Source organism: Legionella sp. PATHC032 (assembly GCF_026191185.1).
GTDB lineage: Bacteria > Pseudomonadota > Gammaproteobacteria > Legionellales > Legionellaceae > Legionella.
In genome coordinates, this window is sequence record NZ_JAPHOV010000001.1 from 1 (window position 1) to 16,349 (window position 16,349).

Here is a 16,349-nt window from a genome sequence, read left to right on the forward strand (position 1 = left end):
GTGTCAACTACTGCTTGGCAAAAATGTTTAGGTTTGTTGCAAGATGAATTTTCTGCTCAGCAATTTAATACCTGGTTGCGCCCTTTACAAGCTTACATAGACGAGCAACGTTTAATCTTATTAGCACCTAATCGTTTCGTTGTTGATTGGGTTAGAAAACATTTTTTTTCTCGTATTGAAGAGTTGATTAAACAGTTCTCCGGTGATGATATCAAAGCTATTTCTATTGAAGTAGGTAGTAAACCTGTAGAAGTCGTTGAGACACCTGCTGATACAATTGTTGCTTCATCTAATACAGCACCACTAAAATCCGCTCCTAAAAAAGCAGTTGACTATAAAAGCAGTCACTTAAATAAAAAATTTGTTTTTGATAGCTTTGTCGAAGGTAATTCAAACCAACTGGCTAGAGCTGCATCTATGCAGGTAGCTGAGCGTCCCGGGGATGCTTATAATCCTTTATTTATTTATGGAGGGGTAGGCTTAGGTAAAACACATCTAATGCATGCTATTGGCAATAGTATTTTAAAGAATAATCCTGAGGCTAAAGTATTGTATTTGCATTCAGAACGTTTTGTTGCTGATATGGTTAAAGCATTACAAACAAATTCTATTAATGAATTTAAACGTTTTTATCGTTCTTTAAATGCTTTACTTATTGATGATATTCAGTTTTTTGCTGGAAAAGACAGATCACAAGAGGAGTTTTTTCATACTTTTAACGCTTTACTGGAAGGTCAACAGCAAATTATATTGACCAGTGATCGATATCCTAAAGAAATAGAAGGGATGGAGGAGCGTTTAAAATCTCGATTTGGATGGGGGTTGACTGTAGCAGTGGAACCTCCGGAGTTAGAAACGCGTGTAGCAATATTAATTAGTAAAGCAGAGCAGTCAAATATTGAATTGCCCTATGAGGTAGCCTTTTTTATAGCCAAACGCATTCGTTCAAATGTCAGAGAACTCGAAGGTGCCTTGCGTCGAGTTATAGCCAATGCTCACTTTACTGGAAAACCTATAACTATTGAATTTGTACATGAAGCATTGCGTGATCTTCTAGCTTTGCAAGATAAGTTAGTTACTATAGAAAATATCCAAAAAACAGTAGCTGAATATTATAAAGTTAAGGTCGCTGATTTACTTTCCAAACGCAGAAGTCGCTCTATTGCAAGACCAAGGCAAATGGCAATGGCCTTGAGCAAGGAATTGACCAACCATAGTTTACCTGAAATTGGTGATCATTTTGGAGGTAAAGATCATACGACAGTCATACATGCTTGTCGGAAGGTTAAAGAGTTAATCCAGGATGATAGCGATTTTGCTGAAGATTACAAAAATTTAATGCGAATATTATCTTCTTGATACGGAGTCTATCTTGTTTGAGCTAACCATTAAAAAAGAAGATCTGCTTACTCCATTGCTTACTGTTTCCGGAGCTGTTGATAAGAAGCAGTCTTTGGCTATTTTATCCCATTTTTTATTGAAACTATCAGATGGACTATTATTTATTACTGCTACAGATTTGGAAATTGAAATGTCCGCACAAGTGGCATGTGACTCCAAGCAGACTAATGGTTCTATTACAGTACCAGCTAAGAAATTCATTGATATTATCCGGTCATTGGATGAAAACGCTACTCCATCTATTGTTTTTGATAAAGCTTTAGTGACGATAAAACAAAACCGAAGTACATTTAAACTGGCTACTTTACCTGCTGAAAATTATCCCAGTAGTGAAGATGAATGTAATGATGTTGAGTTGACTATCCCACGTTTAGTCTTATTGCAGCTGTTGCAATCTACTCATTTTGCTATGTCTCAGCAGGATGTTCGTATATTTTTGAATGGATTATTGCTAGAGTTTGACAGTAATCTTATTTCAGCAGTTGCTACTGATGGACACAGAATGGCGATATCGAGATATTCTTGTAATAATGTTGCGCAAGCAAAGTTGCTTATACCCAAAAAGGGAGTGCAGGAATTATTAAGATTATTGAACTGTATTAATGACGAACAAGTCCTATTGGCAGCAGGGAAGTCTCATATTAAACTGATTAGTAATCAATTTGTATTTCTGTCTAAATTAATCGAAGCACGCTTTCCTCCTTATGCTAAAGCTATACCAAGAGAGCAGGATAAACATATTATTATTGATTGTGCCACACTCAAGCGTGCATTATCTCGTATTGTCATTTTAGCTCATGAGAAGTCAAAGGCTGTTTTGTTGCATTTACAACAAGGTCAGCTCACTTTAATCGCTAATAATAATGAGCAAGAAGAAGCAATTGAAACATTGAGTGCCGAAACACAAGGCGATGAACTCAAAATCGGACTTAATGCAACCTATTTGCTGGATGTTTTAACTCACTTTTCTGAAGGACAAATCAGGTTATCAATGTCTAATACTGAAAGCAGTATTTTAATTGAGTCATTGGCCAATGATAATTATCAATACATCATTATGCCTATGAAAATATGATTTTATCTGAAGTAAGAATTCATAATTTTCGCAATATCGCTTCGACTAATTTAATCCTAAACCCAAGTTTTAATTGTATTACAGGACCTAATGGCAGTGGTAAAACCTCGCTATTAGAAGCTCTTTACATGTTGAGCTGCGGGCACTCTTTCCGGTCTCGTGAAGTAGCGCCTATTATTTCTTATGGACAAAACCAGCTTAATGTTTTTGCCCGGGCTTACGATGAAAGCACTATTAGCGTTCAGAAATCTATTGCTAATGGCACACAAATTAAATTGAATAATCAGTTTTGTTGTACTACAAGTCAGCTGGCCTATGCGCTTCCTTGCCAAGTTATTTACTCAGATATTTTTGAAATTATTGATGCAGGTCCCTCGGTAAGAAGAAGTTTGCTTGATTGGGGATTGTTTCACGTGAAACATGATTATTTAAAAATCTGGAAGGAATATAAACGCATTCTTAGCCAAAGAAACGCCCTATTAAAGTCCAGAGCCACTTACGAACATTTTATTCCTTGGGATCAACAGCTAGGTCAATTGGCAAATCAACTGGATAAATTTCGGAATGATTACTTTTTGCAATGGCAACCTAAATTTAATCAAGTGTTAAGTGAGTTAACCAACATATCCTGTACAATACAGTATTATAAAGGCTGGGATAGAAGGAATACAGGGCAAAGTTTGAATGAAATACTTCACAAATCATTTGAAAGTGATAGGAATAAACTATATACACAATTTGGACCGCATCAAGCTGATTTGATAATAAGTATTGAACAGTATAGAGTAAAGTATACACTCTCTCGTGGACAACAAAAAATAATTCTAATCTCGCTTAAATTGGCTCAAGGTCAATTACTGGACAAGGATTGTTTGTACCTTATTGATGATTTGGCTGCTGAGCTAGATGACTATCACCAGAGAAATTTAATTAAGTATCTGACGCAGCAACGCGGTCAGTTTGTCATAACAAATTTAATTAAAGGTAACAATTGCGATATCCTCCCAATTAACACGGGTTTGCTTGAAGTGAACTGCGGCGCAATTAAAATGCTATAGTATGGAATGTTTCACGTGGAACAGGAATTAATTGAATGCAAAGTTATCGCTATTGAATAATAACATCTTAATATTGCATGAAATTCTAGAGATAAACATATGATGATCTAAAAATTGCTGTTCAAATGTGCTGGTATGGGAATCAAATAGACAAACCGATATCCATAAAAATCAACACGACTAATTCAGAATACTCAAACGTAAAGTTCTCTACTTAAGATATAAACCAAATATAAAAGATGATATAATACATTCATTTTAATACCATAATACGGCAAGAGGGCAGCTGATGAGCGTAGACGCCAGTTATGATTCAAATAATATTAAAGTCCTAAAAGGTTTAGACGCGGTAAGAAAACGACCAGGCATGTACATTGGGGATACAGATGATGGAACTGGGTTGCATCATATGGTTTTTGAGGTTGTAGATAATTCAATAGATGAATCCCTGGCAGGATATTGCAAGGAAATTTTTGTTACTATCCATAGCGATGAGTCAATTACAGTTAAGGATGATGGTCGTGGTATTCCAGTCGATATTCATAAGGAAGAAGGAAAATCAGCTGCCGAAGTCATTATGACAGTCCTGCATGCCGGAGGTAAATTTGATGATAACTCTTACAAGGTATCTGGTGGTCTACATGGAGTAGGGGTGTCTGTGGTGAATGCCCTTTCAGAAGAGCTGCATTTGCTAGTGCGTAGGCATGGAAAGGTGTATGAACAGCACTACAGGCACGGTGTTCCTGAATCTCCTATTGCTGAAACTGGGGAAGCTAACTCTACTGGTACGCAAATATGGTTTAAACCAAGCGCTGAAACCTTTTCTAATATTGAGTTCCATTACGATATTCTAGCCAAAAGATTACGGGAATTGTCTTATCTAAATTCAGGTGTATGTATTCATTTATTTGATGAAAGAACACAAAAAAAAGACACATTTCACTATGAAGGCGGTATCAAGGCTTTTGTGGAGCACCTGAATAAAAATAAAACACCAGTTCATCCAGTTGTTTTCTCAATGACATCGGAAAAAGATGGCATCGTCATTGAACTGGCAATGCAGTGGAATGATGGTTATCAAGAAACCATATTTTGCTTTACTAACAACATACCGCAAAGGGATGGTGGAACACATATGGCTGGCTTTAGAGCAGCATTAACTCGCACCTTGAATAATTACATAGAAAACGAAGGGTATGCTAAAAAAGCAAAAGTCTCTCCAACAGGAGATGATGCTCGTGAAGGATTAACAGCTGTTCTTTCAGTAAAAGTACCTGATCCCAAATTTTCATCGCAAACGAAAGATAAACTGGTTTCATCTGAAGTTAAACCAGCAGTAGAATCTTGTGTTGCAGAAAAATTTAACGATTTCCTTTTAGAAAATCCCACTGCAGCGAAAGCCATCGTAGCAAAAATTATTGATGCAGCCAGAGCTAGGGAGGCAGCGCGGCGTGCCCGGGAAATGACTCGACGTAAAGGTGCTTTGGATATTGCCGGATTACCAGGTAAATTAGCTGATTGCCAAGAAAAAGACCCATCACTTTCTGAGTTGTATTTGGTTGAGGGTGATTCCGCAGGAGGATCAGCAAAACAAGCGCGAGACAGGAAATTTCAAGCCATTTTACCACTCAAAGGTAAGATTCTTAATGTTGAAAAAGCCCGGTTTGATAAGATGCTTTCCTCTCAAGAAGTAGCCACTTTGATTACTGCTCTAGGCTGTGGAATTGGTCCTGATGAATATGATCCAGACAAAGTACGTTACCATAGAATCATCATTATGACAGATGCTGATGTGGATGGATCTCACATAAGAACATTACTTCTGACCTTTTTCTATAGACAAACCAGAGAGTTATTAGAGAGAGGATATATTTATATAGCACAACCACCTTTGTACAAGGTAAAGCGTGGAAAGCAGGAGCAATATGTTAAAGACGACGAAGCTTTGTTTGATTATTTGACTCAGTGCGCTCTGGATGGAGCGACATTTTATCCTGCTAAAGAGGCTCCGCCCATATCAGCCAAATCGCTGGAAGAATTGGTTCAGCACTTCAGGAGAGTTGAGAAGATTATAAAGCGGTACAAGAGAAGATACCCCAGCGATATACTCAAGCGAGTAGCTTATATGCCGATGCTCCATCAAGAAGATTTTAACAATCAGCCAAAAATTGAAAATTGGTGTAGACAATTACACTTAAGCTTACAACAAGTAGATAGCAAAACAGAACAATACAAAGTAGATATCCAAAAACTGACAGAGGGCAATCAATTCACCCCAAAAATTACCGTGTATCAGCATGGCCTGGAAAATGATATTCCAATGCAGGTTGAATTTTTCTTCTCTAAAGATTACAAAGAGATGGTTGATTTAGGACATAAATTGTCGAATTTAATAGAGGAAGGTGCATATATTCAACGTGGGGATAAAGCTTTGCCAGTGGAAAATTTTGAACAAGTACTTAATTGGCTAATGGATGAAGCAAAAAAAGGACAAACAATTCAACGCTACAAAGGTCTTGGAGAAATGAACCCTGAGCAGCTATGGGAAACCACTATGGATCCCGAGGTTAGACGGATGCTACAAGTGAGCATTGAAGATGCAGTGGCTGCAGATGAAATCTTTACCACTTTAATGGGTGACAATGTAGAGCCAAGAAGAGATTTTATTGAAACGAATGCCTTAGACGCTGAAAACATTGATATTTAAACAAATATTCTTGATGGTTGGAGTGAAGGTTGCCCCACTAATGGCAACTGTCCTCTAACTCACAGCATATTCACGCAATAATTTAACTTATTTTCCTATGAAGATTATGAATCTCAATAACATGGCTTCTTGATTGCTTTAAAGAAAAATTAGAAGAGGTAAACTACCCAATCGAATAATAAGTGCTGCGTCCTTGCAGCGAAGTACATCCTTTGTACTGGTCCCTTAGTTGACTTCCTGTCAGACATATCCTTGTCATCCCTGTATGCTTTAAGTATAACCAATTGGTGATTTATGTCATTGAGTATAATGAGCAGTGATATGTAAGAAATTTCTCAATTCAGAAGTGGTATTATCTTCCTCATTGAAAGCAGCACTATCCTGCAATGCCAATGGATTTAGGTTGCTGTTGAGTAATACAGTGTATACCGCCGCCACCAGAAAATACATCGAGCGCATCAATTTGTGTAATTTTATATCCTGGAAATATCTGTAGAAATAGCTGATAAGCCAATCTGTCAAAAGACTCATATCCAAAAGCAGGCATCACAATACCTTGATTAGCCATGTAAAAATTTATGTACGAGAGAGTGAGCCTTTCCCCATCAAGGTAAGTTGGAGGAGGTTGTTCAACAGTATACACCTCAAGTGTTCTCCCTCTAGAATCCTTAGATGATTTAAGAATTTCAAAGTTCTCTTGCAGACGATGATAATTAGGATCTTCTTTATCATTGGTAATAAGGCATAATACCTTTCCAGGAGCAATAAATGTAGCTATTTCATCAACATGACCATCTGTTTCATCGCCTATCAATCCCATATTCAGCCAAATAATGTGCTCGGCTCCCAGGTAATTCAAAAGGTATTGCTCGATTTCCTGCTGAGTTAAATGAGGGTTTCTATTGGTATTTAATAAACATTCTTTGCTTGTTAATATTGTCCCCTCACCATCGACATGAAAGGATCCTCCTTCCATAACCAACTGTGCATAGAAGTATTGAGCACCAGTGTATTTTATTAATTGAGAAGCTATTAAATTATCTAAAGCGCAGTCAGCGTAATTACCACCCCAGGCATTATGTATCCAATCTATTCCAGCAAGTTGTTTTGCTTCATTAATTAAAAAAGTAGCACCCGTATCACGGGTCCATGAGTCGTTAATTGGTAAAGAGATAATTTCAATATTAGGGCCATTGCATAATTTTTTAGCTGAATCTTCATCACCTGGATTGACTAATAAAGTGACAGGCTCAAATTGAGAAATAGCATTTGCAACCCGAGCATAGGCAATTTTTGCTTTATCTAATCCGATTTTAGACCAAGTGTTTTGATGACAAGGCCATGCCATCCAGCATCGCTCATGAGGATACCATTCAGCAGGCATATAAAAACCATTTTGTTTCGGAGTTGTATTCATAATCACTGTGCTATATTTCCATCAAGGTAAGTTAATTGAGAAAAAATACTTCTTAATTCATTTAGGTAAGAGAGAGCCTTTTCCTTAGGAAGTTCAGATTTTATTAATTGCTTTTCATAAGATTGAATTAATTTCTTGGTATCGAAATGGGCTAAATTCAACACGTTTGTGACAGTGTCACCACTGACTAAATCATCCAGCTCAAAATGCCCATCATCAGAAAGTTTTACATCCAAAGAATTGGTATCTCCAAACAAGTTATGAAGATTACCTAATATTTCCTGATAGGCGCCAACCAGGAAAAATCCCATATTATAAGGGTTGTTGACATCATAAGAAGGGAGCATCAATGTGGTTGTAACACAGGAACTACCAGGATATTGTTTAATTGTACCATCTGAATCGCAGGTTAAATCTTGCAGAATGCTATGCATGCTAAGCGTTCTATCAAGCTGAGAGATAGGGGCTACCGGGAAAATCTGGCCAATGGCCCATGCATCAGGAATAGATTGGAAAAAAGAAATATTACAAAATATCTTGGCAGCCATGCATTCATTGATTCGCATCAGTAAAGCTTTTTCACTTGGATTTTCTTCATCCAGTTTATCTTTTATCTCCATACAAATGTTTGTGTAAAAAGCTTCCACTTTGGCTTTTTCCTGCAGACTGATTACCCCATGTTTAAAAAGGGAGTGTGCTTCATTAAGCGAATGTGCTGCATAATTATATATTTCAGTAGGTGAGCTGTCTGTTATTGCTTGGTAAGTATCGTAAATATCGCGAATGACATGTGAGTCATCCTCCGATATTTCAGGAAGGACAGGCGCCTTATTGATGATTTCTATATCCGTAATATTGGAAATTAATACAGCATGATGAGCTGTTAATGCTCGTCCTGATTCGGAGATAAGATCAGGTTCTGGTATCTCAGCTTCCTGACATAAGTGTTTTAAAGCTAACATGATGTGCGTAGCATACTCAACAAGACTGTAGTTCATTGAGCATCCTTTATTAGATCGAGTTCCCTCATAATCCACACTCAGACCTCCACCAACATCAATTGTGCTTATTGGAGCATTGAGCTGACGTAACTCAATATAGTATCTCGCTACTTCCTGCATGCAATGGCGTATGTCATGGATGTTGGCAATTTGAGAGCCTAAATGGCAGTGCATTAACTGTAGACAATCCAGCATATCATTGGCTTTTAATTGTAAAATCAGTTCAAGTACCTGTTTGGCATTCAATCCAAATTTTGACTTAACCCCACCTGTATTTTCCCACTTGCCAGCACTCTTGCTGACTAGCCGAATTCGTACGCCTAATGTCGGTTTTACTTGAAGGCGCGCAGATTCCTTTAAAATAATGTCCAATTCGGATTTTTTTTCAATAACAATAAAAACCTTATGACCCATTTGTTGAGCAATTAGCGCTGTACGAATGTAGCTTGTATCTTTATAGCCGTTACAAACGATGGTACTTTGATGATCACCCAGCATACCTATAACCGCCATCAATTCAGGTTTGCTGCCTGCTTCAAGACCTATCCGATTATCAGGCGATTTTAACAATTCCCGCACCACACTTTGTTCCTGGTTAACTTTAATCGGATAAACCAGTTGATAATTACCGGCATAATAGGTATCTTCTCGAGCCTGGGTGAACGCCTGATAAATTCTATGGACTCTATCATGCAGAATATCACTACAACGGATCAATAAAGGCAAATGCAATCCCGCACGGTCAGCTGCGTCAACTATAGTTTGCAGTTCAACACCTTGTTTACCTGGTTTTTTACTAATCTCAATATTTCCCTTGGAGTTAATTCGGAAATATCCTTCACCCCAATTTTCTATGTTATAAAGATTTCCATCTGATAGGGTATTATTGTTCATTCTAACATTCCAAAGAGGATTAACGGGATTTAACTAATTCATGATAAGTCTCGGGCTCCCGTTGTTGGGGAAATGGGAATAATCGTCCCCACAATTCGCGTTGACTGAAATCCAGTTCTGCAACCAATACAGCGGGTTCATTGCGCGGTGCCTGAATTAAAACTTCACCCATAGGGTTACTGATAAAGCTGCTTCCGTAAAAAGTTAAACCATCTTCGCAGCCAATCCGGTTGACAGCAATAATGAAAGTGTTACTCATAATTCCCTGTGCTACCATAACTTTTTGCCACATGGGTTGGCTATCAAATCCTGGTGCTGTCGGTTCCCCTCCAATAGCCGTGGGATAAACCAAAATTTCAGCTCCCTTCAATCCATAAATCCTTGATAATTCCGGGAACCATTGGTCATAGCATGTCGGTAATCCCAAACGGTGATCAGCAATGCTATGGACGGGGTAATTGGAATCGCCTGGTTTGAAGTAAAAGTTTTCATGATATTTTTCACCGCTAGGGATATGTTGCTTTCTGGTAACAGCAATCAATTCTCCTTGGGGATTAAAAGCGACTGCGGTATTATAACCTTCCTTTTCAAAAAGTGACGCGGTAATATGAATTTGATTTGCCTTTGCCATTTGACCAACAAATTGAGCAGTAGGGCCTGTGGCAATATCCTCCATATAGGGAGCAGGGTCAACATCATAGCGGGTACAGAAATAAGGGCTTAATGTAAGTTCTTGTAAACAAACAAGCTTTGCTCCTTGCTGGGCAGCTGAAAATATTCCGGAAGCCAATCTATCTTGATGCTCTTTAGGATTTTCATACCATTGTTCCTGAACCAGTGCTACCGTTAGTTTGTTTTCTTTCATTAGAGTTCCCAATAAATGCTGTTAAGTAATTTTTTATCTCGAATTCAAATCGCCTATTCTTGCTTAAATTAAATCATCAATACAGATTAAAAATATGGCTATGTTATCAAAAAAAGCTCTCATTGTACTAGCATTAATTTCAATTCAATGCTCATTTTTGCTGCTATTAACTGCTAATGAAAATCGATAACTGCAGCTGTTCTGAAGATATTGAAGTATTCCGACTATTGATTAGAAGCAGAACTTTCTCTTCATTTAAGACAGCATACTCTGTTTTCCTTAGGTTTTTGCGAGGTAAGGGTCTTGCTTATTTGTTTTAAAACTAAAATAAACCTGTTCAATAGCATTCTGTTCGAATCCTATTAATTTTAAAGTGCTGTTTTATTCCTAATTCATTGCTTTAACCTGAGCAGATTGCAATAAGTGAATGAATTTATGGGAAAATACTAACATGAATTGTCGCTTCATGATGTGTAAAGAATGGGTAAAAAAGTGTAAAGTTGCCCTTAGCTAAGTAAGGGCAAGGATATTGATCCTTTATCTGCCAAATAATCCGCAAAAATTAGTCCAGCAATTACTTTTCTCTTCTTCCTCTTCAGAATCTGAGGCAATGGGTTCTCTCTGAGAGTTTTTCTTCTTTTGTTCTTCTGATTGCTCTTTAAATAAAACGTTTCTGTTGCGTAAACTGGTTGGTGTTTCTTGCTTTGGTAAAATTTCCTCTGTAGATGGTAAGGCAATGGGTGTGGGCTTTATCAGGCAAAGCTCTTCTTTAGGCACCATAGCACTGGCTATCATCCTGAAAGGGCTTGATTGCTCGTGAGCTGCTCCATTGATCATTTCCAGTTTTCTACTGATATCTGAACGTACTTTAGCATCCAGTTTAGCTAATTTTTCTCCGATAGCTTGCTCATGCCCTTTTAATAACTCCGGGAATAAAACTGCAAATTCAAGGCATAAATCAACGCTAAAATCACGGCTATTGAAAAATTGCTCTGGATTATCACCTAATAAGTTACGGTCTATATCCCTTCTTAATGCAAAAGCAGATTGGACTTTTATTGCAAGCTCACTATCTTCGGCACAGAAACCCTTAATTTTCCTTAATACATCCATGCGATTTTCAGCAGGGGTTCTCAGTGCAAGTTTTCCGGCAATTGAAGATTCTTTATCTTTAATTACACTGAATAAACTTGCAAATTCAATACAAGAGTCGATTGTGAATTCACGGCTTGAGAAGAATTGATCGGGCCTGTCACCTAACAATAATCGTTCTATGTCCCTGCGAACGGCAAAAGCGTGGCCAACTTTAGCGGCAAACAGAGATTGTGGGAAAATATTGTTAATATTTTGAGATACCCGGGAACGATCTTGAGCAGGAGTGGTTTCAGCCAGCCTCAATGCAATGGCTACTTCATTGTTATTTAATACATCGATAGCCAACTTATTAAAATTATTAAATAGCTCATCATCAAATTCTTTTTCCAATATCATGGAATGAGGGTTTTTATTGCGCGGATCGAGTAAGGAAATGATTCTTTTTTTTACTTGATAAGCTTGGAATAAAACAGAATGAAAGGTATCGCTATCATCTTGTGGCATTCTTGCTGCTTCAATGGCATGTGCAAAATCTTTTAATTCATTAACGGGGCATTCCAAAACCAGGCGGCAGGCTAAAACTAATTTTTCATCATTGGTTAATTTGTTTAGCTCTTCACGGTTTTCTGCCAGTGCGTCACCATTGCCAAGTACTTCATAGGGATGCTCTAATCCTTTTAATTCATCGCAAGTAAACGTCATTAAAATCTCCTTATTAACTCATCAGTAGCCTGATTCTAGATGTGCAAAAATATTTTGATTGACTATATTAACGAATTCAAACCACGCTGTCATGAAAATATACTAAAGTTTTATTATGGGGTGTCGAATAAATAGTTAGATACCCGTTTTTGCCTTTAAAAATTACAATAACAACAAGGAGTAGGCAATGTCTAAAAATCATTTACTACAAGACCCTTTCCTAAATGAATTGCGCAAGGAAAAGGTACCTGTTTCAGTGTTCCTGGTCAATGGTATTAAATTGCATGGGATAATCGATTCTTTTGATCAGTATGTTGTGATGCTTAAAAACTCTATAACCCAGATGGTTTATAAGCATGCCATTTCAACAGTTGTGCCTTCTCGAATGATCAAAGTTCCTACTGAGGAAAGCTCTGGTGGGGAAGAGGGAACTGTGGCAGACTAATCAATTTCTTGTTTGGGGATTAGGGTAGTGTTTGAACGTCCACAAGGCGGTGAGCGAGCTGTTCTGGTGCAGTTGGCTCTCCCCGGGGTTGATGCAGATAAGGCATTGGCTGAGTTTGAAGAATTAGCGCTTTCAGCGAAGGCTGAGGTGTTGGATTGTGTATTAGGTGCCCGTGCTACTCCTGATGCCAAATATTATGTAGGGAAAGGCAAGGCTGAGGAAATAGCCCATTTGGTAAACGTACTCGATGCGGATTTAGTGTTAGTCAATCATGAACTGTCTCCTTCTCAAGAGAGAAATCTCGAACGATTATTTGGATGTCGAGTAGTTGATAGAAGTGGTTTAATTCTTGATATTTTTGCTCAGAGAGCCCGTACTTTTGAGGGTAAACTTCAAGTTGAGTTGGCTCAATTGCAACATTTATCAACAAGGCTTATTCGTGGATGGACCCATTTGGAAAGACAAAAAGGAGGGATTGGTTTAAGAGGCCCGGGAGAAACCCAATTGGAAACGGATCGGCGTTTGTTAAGAGAGCGCATTCGGTATATCAATAAGCGATTGGAAAAAGTACGCTGCAGCCGCGATCAAAACAGGCAGGCCAGACGAAAGGCGTCTATGCCTACTGTTTCTTTAGTAGGTTACACTAATGCCGGAAAATCCACCTTATTTAATGCCTTAACAGGGGAAAGCATTTATGTGGCTGATCAATTGTTTGCAACCCTGGATCCGACGATGCGCAAATTGGAATTGCCGGGGTCATCAGCCGCAATTTTAGCCGATACAGTCGGGTTTATTCGAGATCTTCCTCATCACTTGGTAGAAGCATTCCGCGCTACTTTAGAGGAAACCCAACAGGCTGACCTTTTACTGCATGTTATTGATATTTCTGACCCAAATTGGCGCGAGACTGTGTTTGAAGTACAAAAGGTGTTAGATGAGCTAGAAGTGAGTAATATCCCGGTAATTCAAGTGTTTAATAAAATTGATTTGCAGGAAGGTTGGCAACCAAAAGTTGATTATGCTGAGGGTTCTAGCAAGGTGTGGTTATCAGCAACAACAGGAGCAGGTCTGGATCTTTTAAAAGAGGCAATAGCAACTCAATTGCACGGTACGATTTTAATAGAGAATATTGTAATTAAACCTGGCCAGGCAAAATTACGTGCTCAATTATACCAATTGGGTGCTGTACTTAAAGAGTCTGTAGATGAAAACGGCGATTGGTTAATGAAAATTAGAATAACGGTTGATCAAAAACGACGATTGCTTTCATGAACAAACAAATCAGGATGCGGGCGAAAGTATCGATTCAAGATTTGATTAGTTGCGAGAAAATATTTAATGTATTGATTAAAAAATAATTTTTATTTATTTTTTAGGAGGTCCTATACTTTTCGATGATTTTCTCTAATGTTTCTGCCGTTTGTCCTCCGTATAATTTTTTAATTAATTGCCCTTTTGGGTTAAATACAAAAGTTACAGGGACTCCTGTGATATCTCCTAATTGTAAATCCTGGGCGGGATCCTTTAACAAATTAGGATAGTTAATATTAAATTTCTTAATTAGTAATTTTTGCTCTGGTAAGGGAAGAGCATCGTAATTGACTGCGTATAAGGCTACTGCATCTTTTTTATGATTTTTGTAAAAGCGATTAAACTCAGGGATTTCATCAACGCAGGTTTCACACCAGCTTGCCCAATAGTTGATAAAAACCCATTTCCCTTTAAGTGATGAAAAAGGAATATTGTGTCCAAAGTTATCTTTCAAAAGCGCCTCTGCATGAGTAGAGAAGGGGGTAATTGCTAAAATCAGCAGGTATATGAAAATGGGTATTAAGCGCTTCATGATCACCTCTTGAATAATTAAAGTTGCCTATGGTTATTATTGCTAGCCAAGTTGAACATAAGAAAATGATTGTATTTGCTTATGTCCAACTTACTAAGTTTAAGACAGATTAAATGGGTTACTAAAATTTAAACAGTAACAATAGGCCACTAGTTTATCAGGAAACAATCAGACTCCCAAATTCAACTGAATCTCTTCTTCCTCTTGAATGGTCGAGGGAGCTTGTTTTGCTCCCAAAATGCTGTGTTTCTTTAACCCATCCAAAATATCCAGTGAGTCTTTATTATTACGCCAACTCGCTTTTGTTCGCCAATCGAATACAGTTGGATCGCTTTCCGGAAGGCATGTTGGTGTGGGGATGGGGGCTCGTTGCGGGTTTCTGCGTTTTTCATCTGCGATAATTTCGGCGAGCTTTTCATCAGAAACAGGCATAACCGAGCCGTCATAAACATAAGGAAAGAGGCGAAGTTTGGTAACTAATTTAAACGCAGCCCATTTATTGGTTAGCTCCCTATACCCATGTTTTTCAGGATTTTGTCTGAGCTCCTCATATTCTGTAGGAGAAAGTATTTCAATTTTACTGAGATTGTTGCGGTAATATACTTTTCCTTTACTTAAAACCAGCAGTGGTTGATGTTGTCTTGAGTTAAAATCAACATCGGGCATATGCACCAAACCGCCAAAATCTTTTTGCTCCGGTATTTCACTTCCAGATAATACTTGATTGATGTCTTTTAGTGATGCGGTCATACCATTTAAGCAAGCTAAACGGTTAAATTGATTAAGGCATGTATCAAATTTTCCATCCCCACGAGCTCGAGAAGGGGCTTCTGTCGTATTAGGGGTTGGGTCATAGGGCCTTACTGTATAAACTCCAACTCGATTTACCTCATCATGAAGATTATTAGCCAGAATATTGCCCCATACTCCAAAACGCTCTTTTAATACGACACGTAAATCACCAATCATGGACATATGGCCTGTAGCAAAATGATCAGAATAGTAATGAAAAGTAAATAACTCTATAGAATAAGATTGGGCATGATAGCGATTCGCCAAATCAAGCAGGGTATTACTTGAAAGAGGTGCATTTTTATTTTGTAAGGAGATTTTTAAAGTACTCAAATCAGGGTTATCTGATTGATAGTTTTTGTCAGTAGCTAATTGTTTTAATTCATAGGATAAGCGAGCATATCTTAAGGCAATAGCGTGACCCAGGATATAAACTCGAATAGACCAAGGTGTAAAATGGGTTTGATTGCGAACAAGCATTTCCCCGTAATCTTTGACACGAAAATAATACATCAGCTGTTGAACATAGAAATTCAAGGTAGGCGAAAAGGGTACATAGTTAGCATTATTAATTGAATAAATACGGTCAATTTCCTTTCGAGTTACATCAGGAGCAGCCAGGTTATTGTACGCTGTAATTAAAGCGCTTTCTTCTTTAGGACCTATAGGCTTGCGAATGAGGTGTTTTCCCAATTCTGTCGGGGAATTAAAGAACTCGCATTTGGGTAGATCCAAATCCATAGTCCAATCAGCCTGAGTAAAGTAATCACCCGCCATGGCAATAATTTCGCCAGCGGACATCTCTAACTCCATTGGTTCAGGCAGGTTGTCTTCACCGAATCGTTGGAGTCGCAGATGGAGCACACCAAACTCATCTATTCGTAAGTAAGGATTGCCTTCGATTTTATCCATGAGCAAACCATTGCCCAGCTCTGTATGTTCCGTTGTGTTCATAAGTTCCGCTCCTATCCCTAGAGTCTATTTTCATCATATCCTTGATAACCGAACCTGCCAATAGGTTAAATAATAGTAATTCCATTAGGAAACCATACTA

At 38.1% G+C, this 16,349-nt stretch carries 12 protein-coding genes; 6 read left to right on the forward strand and 6 right to left on the reverse strand.

The features are described 5' to 3' along the window. From dnaA to gyrB, 4 genes are all read left to right on the forward strand, one after another. Positions 1 to 1,359, forward strand: coding sequence for a chromosomal replication initiator protein DnaA (gene dnaA, locus OQJ02_RS00005; RefSeq protein ID WP_416209879.1), 1,359 nt, complete (start codon positions 1 to 3; stop codon positions 1,357 to 1,359). 13 nt (positions 1,360 to 1,372) lie between these two features. Further along, a complete protein-coding gene (gene dnaN, locus OQJ02_RS00010) occupies positions 1,373 to 2,476 on the forward strand; it encodes a DNA polymerase III subunit beta (RefSeq protein ID WP_265717306.1) in 1,104 nt (367 codons plus the stop codon). Further along, positions 2,473 to 3,534 carry a DNA replication/repair protein RecF gene (gene recF / locus OQJ02_RS00015; protein WP_265717307.1) on the forward strand — a complete coding sequence of 354 codons (1,062 nt, stop codon included), beginning with the start codon at positions 2,473 to 2,475 and terminating at the stop codon, positions 3,532 to 3,534. Before dnaN ends, recF begins: the two co-directional genes overlap by 4 nt. Before the next feature lie 289 nt (positions 3,535 to 3,823). Next, positions 3,824 to 6,241, forward strand: a complete 2,418-nt coding sequence (gene gyrB, locus OQJ02_RS00020) for a DNA topoisomerase (ATP-hydrolyzing) subunit B (RefSeq protein WP_265717308.1) — start codon at positions 3,824 to 3,826, stop codon at positions 6,239 to 6,241. A gap of 376 nt (positions 6,242 to 6,617) precedes the next feature. Here the strand turns inward: gyrB and OQJ02_RS00025 are convergent, their stop codons facing one another. The 4 genes from OQJ02_RS00025 to OQJ02_RS00040 all read right to left on the reverse strand — a co-directional run bounded on the left by OQJ02_RS00025 (position 6,618) and on the right by OQJ02_RS00040 (position 12,215). Then, complete coding sequence (locus tag OQJ02_RS00025; RefSeq protein ID WP_265717309.1) at positions 6,618 to 7,658, reverse strand: agmatine deiminase family protein; 1,041 nt, start codon at positions 7,656 to 7,658, stop codon at positions 6,618 to 6,620. A gap of 2 nt (positions 7,659 to 7,660) precedes the next feature. After that, positions 7,661 to 9,553 carry a biosynthetic arginine decarboxylase gene (gene speA / locus OQJ02_RS00030; protein WP_265717310.1) on the reverse strand — a complete coding sequence of 631 codons (1,893 nt, stop codon included), beginning with the start codon at positions 9,551 to 9,553 and terminating at the stop codon, positions 7,661 to 7,663. 19 nt (positions 9,554 to 9,572) lie between these two features. Continuing rightward, positions 9,573 to 10,418: a carbon-nitrogen hydrolase gene (locus OQJ02_RS00035; RefSeq protein ID WP_265717311.1), complete on the reverse strand. Its 846-nt coding sequence runs from the start codon at positions 10,416 to 10,418 to the stop codon at positions 9,573 to 9,575. A gap of 537 nt (positions 10,419 to 10,955) precedes the next feature. Continuing rightward, positions 10,956 to 12,215, reverse strand: coding sequence for a lpg0008 family Dot/Icm T4SS effector (locus OQJ02_RS00040; RefSeq protein WP_265717312.1), 1,260 nt, complete (start codon positions 12,213 to 12,215; stop codon positions 10,956 to 10,958). Between the two features lie 187 nt (positions 12,216 to 12,402). On the opposite strand from OQJ02_RS00040, the gene hfq reads away from it, so the two are divergent. Both hfq and hflX read left to right on the forward strand, forming a co-directional pair. Next, on the forward strand, positions 12,403 to 12,660 hold the full coding sequence (gene hfq / locus OQJ02_RS00045) for an RNA chaperone Hfq (RefSeq protein WP_265717313.1): 258 nt from the start codon (positions 12,403 to 12,405) through the stop codon (positions 12,658 to 12,660). A 27-nt stretch (positions 12,661 to 12,687) separates the two neighbouring features. After that, positions 12,688 to 13,932, forward strand: a complete 1,245-nt coding sequence (hflX, locus tag OQJ02_RS00050) for a ribosome rescue GTPase HflX (protein WP_265717314.1) — start codon at positions 12,688 to 12,690, stop codon at positions 13,930 to 13,932. 100 nt (positions 13,933 to 14,032) lie between these two features. Here the strand turns inward: hflX and OQJ02_RS00055 are convergent, their stop codons facing one another. Together OQJ02_RS00055 and cegC1 are read right to left on the reverse strand one after the other, a co-directional pair. Then, entirely contained in the window at positions 14,033 to 14,503 is a 471-nt protein-coding gene (locus OQJ02_RS00055; protein ID WP_265717315.1) for a TlpA disulfide reductase family protein, read from the reverse strand. A 168-nt stretch (positions 14,504 to 14,671) separates the two neighbouring features. After that, positions 14,672 to 16,249, reverse strand: coding sequence for a Dot/Icm T4SS effector CegC1 (gene cegC1 / locus OQJ02_RS00060; protein ID WP_265717316.1), 1,578 nt, complete (start codon positions 16,247 to 16,249; stop codon positions 14,672 to 14,674). Between the last annotated feature and the right edge of the window lie 100 nt (positions 16,250 to 16,349).

Bases quoted from the DNA above. Each gene is read 5' to 3' on its own strand.
- hfq (WP_265717313.1), top strand. From the start codon at position 12,403: ATGTCTAAAAATCATTTACTACAAGACCCTTTCCTAAATGAATTGCGC.
- OQJ02_RS00055 (WP_265717315.1), bottom strand. From the start codon at position 14,503: ATGAAGCGCTTAATACCCATTTTCATATACCTGCTGATTTTAGCAATT.
- OQJ02_RS00035 (WP_265717311.1), bottom strand. From the start codon at position 10,418: ATGAAAGAAAACAAACTAACGGTAGCACTGGTTCAGGAACAATGGTAT.
- speA (WP_265717310.1), bottom strand. From the start codon at position 9,553: ATGAACAATAATACCCTATCAGATGGAAATCTTTATAACATAGAAAAT.
- gyrB (WP_265717308.1), top strand. From the start codon at position 3,824: ATGAGCGTAGACGCCAGTTATGATTCAAATAATATTAAAGTCCTAAAA.
- cegC1 (WP_265717316.1), bottom strand. From the start codon at position 16,249: ATGAACACAACGGAACATACAGAGCTGGGCAATGGTTTGCTCATGGAT.
- OQJ02_RS00025 (WP_265717309.1), bottom strand. From the start codon at position 7,658: ATGAATACAACTCCGAAACAAAATGGTTTTTATATGCCTGCTGAATGG.
- recF (WP_265717307.1), top strand. From the start codon at position 2,473: ATGATTTTATCTGAAGTAAGAATTCATAATTTTCGCAATATCGCTTCG.
- OQJ02_RS00040 (WP_265717312.1), bottom strand. From the start codon at position 12,215: ATGACGTTTACTTGCGATGAATTAAAAGGATTAGAGCATCCCTATGAA.